Origin of the sequence: Planifilum fimeticola (assembly GCF_003001905.1) — a bacterium.
In the GTDB taxonomy this organism is placed as follows: domain Bacteria; phylum Bacillota; class Bacilli; order Thermoactinomycetales; family DSM-44946; genus Planifilum; species Planifilum fimeticola.
Map to the genome: position 1 here is coordinate 1 of NZ_PVNE01000060.1, position 2,967 is coordinate 2,967.

The following is a 2,967-nucleotide window of genomic DNA, read 5'->3' on the forward strand; positions in this document are numbered from 1 at the left end:
TGGTCCGATATGACCGATATTTGCATATCTATAGAGCTTTTTGCCTGATTGCATTCATTATTTGGTGTGTAAACCGAATTTTGAAATAGCTTCTATTGTGACTTAAGGACGCGATGGCCGCCATCGGAGCCGACGAGTTTCAATCCTCTTTACTGAGGTGTTCCAATTGTTACAGGACCTGCCGGGGCTGATGGCGTCGGCATTGAGAATATGTTTCAATCCTCTTTATTGAGATGTTTTCATTGTGACCTAGCTATACTTACTGTTCCGGCTGCGGCATTAGCGTTTCAATCCTCTTTGCTGAAGTGTTCTCATTGCAACGTTCGAGGAGGAAGAGGAATTAAAAGAATGGTGGGAGTTTCAATCCTCTTTACTGAGGTGCTTTTATTGTGACGAAAACGGTCTTTCTGACTGGAATATGGAAATTCGTTTCAATCCTCTATATTGAGGTGTTTATATTGCAACTGAATATACTTCAATGTTTAACGGTCAGACCAATTGGTTTCAATCCTCTTTGCTGAGGTGTTTCCATTGTGACCCCAGCCCGCCGAGCGGGTTTGGGGTTGGCTCAAGGAAGTTTCAATCCTCTTTATTGAGGTGTTTTTATTGTGACGGCGGAGGCTCTATCCCTTGATATCACTGGTACCTTACGCGACTCTCCGAACACCTCTTCGAGATTGGAATTTTTTAGGAAATATTGCACTTGTTCAAAAATGATTAAAGTGCCGTTTTCCCTTGTGTGACGCGGGCTTACGCGTTTCCGAACATCTCCACCTGTGTTCGGAAAAACAATCCTTTATAGTGACTGAGAACTCATTTACCGCCTACAATTGGGAACAGTTTTTGGTTACCTACAATCCCCTAAAAAACCCAAGTCGAGGTGTTACATTTTCACTATAACTTCTGGAAACAATTTGGTCAATTGAAAAAATGGCTGTTTCCCGCCTGATTAGCTTTTTGGCTTCTGCACTGCTGGAGATCACCGCGAAGCGATTCACAAGTTACATCATCCTTATTGGTACCGTCTTTGTGGGAGCTGACATTTTTTCTGGAATTAAAGTATGAACCGTTTCGATCAGTGTCTTGAGACGTCGGGCGATTTGTAGACATACCTCACCCTGGCTAAACCCTGTTCCAGAAGTCCCTGTATGTTTACACCATCAGCAAAATCATAGGCTAACACTCGATCGGTATTCACATCGTATTGCAATATCATCCAGTCTGCTTCCAACCTTCGCTTGGTAAATATCGCTGCCACTCCCCTTTGAGAAGCCCCAATTTCGGATACTTGGTTTCGGGCAGGTGTGTGACAGAACGAAACCGATGAAAACGACGAAAGCAATGTCCCGACCCATTTGAAAGCTTGAACCCCACCTCTGTAGATGAACCATCAGTCGGCAAACCATACCCGATTTTATTGTATAAAGGAGAACGGACCGTCATTTTTCATCATTCCTTATGGATAATTTCAGGGTACAGGCACGCACCGGAATCCTTCCTCATATAGGTGATAATACCTGTTTTTATCGGCGACGGACCGAGGAGGGATTCGCTTGTTCGGAATGTTTTCCGCGCTGGCCATGCTGCTTCGGGAAATCATCGTGTTCGTCTCCTACATCAAAAACAACGCATTCCCCCAACCCCTCACGGAGGAAGAGGAGGAAGAACATCTGAAGCGGATGGCCCAGGGAGACAAAGAAGCCCGCAACGCCCTCATCGAACACAACCTGCGCCTGGTCGCCCATATTGTCAAAAAGTTCGAAAACACCGGAGAGTCCACCGAAGACCTGATCTCCATCGGGACCATCGGTTTGATCAAGGCGATCGAATCCTTCCAGCCGGATAAGGGAACCAAACTGGCCACCTATGCAGCACGGTGCATCGAGAATGAAAATCTAATGTCAACAGTTATGTATAGGAATTAACCCGTTTTTGTGAAAGCTGGACAAAGGAAGGAAAGCCGGGTATTATTGCCCGGCTTTTTTATTAGATGTTCTGATTGTGTTGAAGGGTCGGAGGAATAGTGAGAGATGCAGGCTCCTCTTTATTGAGGTGTTCTTATTGTGACTCACGACCGGTTGTAGGCTTTTTTCTGGAACATCAAGTTTCAATCCTCTTTACTGAGGTGTTCTCATTGTGACAGTGAAGAAAACGAAGATTGTAGACGCCGACGATAAGTTTCAATCCTCTCTACTGAGGTGTTTTAATTGTGACGATAAACAAATAGAAAGGGATAAGAAATATTTTATGTTGTTTCAATCCTCTCTACTGAGGTGTTTTAATTGTGACGGCGGGCGCTGGATCCCTTGATGTACTTGGACCTCTACGCCATTTTACGAACACCTCCTTCATTTAACCAATTTTTAGAGAATCCAACGCCTGTTTTGAAAGTTGCAAAACACCGTTTTTCCTTATTTGATGCGGGCTTCCGCGTTTCCGAACACCCCCCGGGCCTAAACCGAAGCTGCCGTTGTTCGGAAAATCAATTCCATACTTAACTAAGGGGGTCTCATTGTGACGAAGAATATTACCTCGCGTCCCTATTTAGGGAGCTTTGTGGTTTCAATCCTCTTTGTTGAGGTGTTCTTATTGGACGAACAAAACCCAGTGAAAACTGGGAAGCCGGGGACCAGTTTCAATCCTCTTTACTGAGGTGTTCTTATTGGACTGTAGCGGAGGCTCTATCCCTTGTCATTCCTATACTTCTCCGCCGTTTTCCGAACACCTCCTTTTTCGACAAATTTTTTAGCCCTTTCTATCCCGCTGTTCACATCCGCCGGATCGCGTATCCTCTGATTTCATGCGGGTTTGCGCGTTTCCGAACACCTCCCGGGTTTTTGCCGAAGCTCCCGGTGTTCGGAAAATCATCTAGTGCCCCTTCAGGCAACCTTGATCTTGTTTTGTTCTTTTAAGATGGCTTCGTGATGTTTGTTTTTGTTGCGCCAACGGATGTATGCTTGGATGGCT

General features: G+C 45.1%; 1 pseudogene. It reads left to right on the plus strand.

Annotated elements, in window-relative coordinates:
* Positions 1–1,553: 1,553 nt before the first annotated feature.
* Positions 1,554–1,901, plus strand: a pseudogene (locus tag CLV97_RS17635) (sigma-70 family RNA polymerase sigma factor); the annotation flags it as partial.
* Positions 1,902–2,967 lie beyond the last annotated feature (1,066 nt).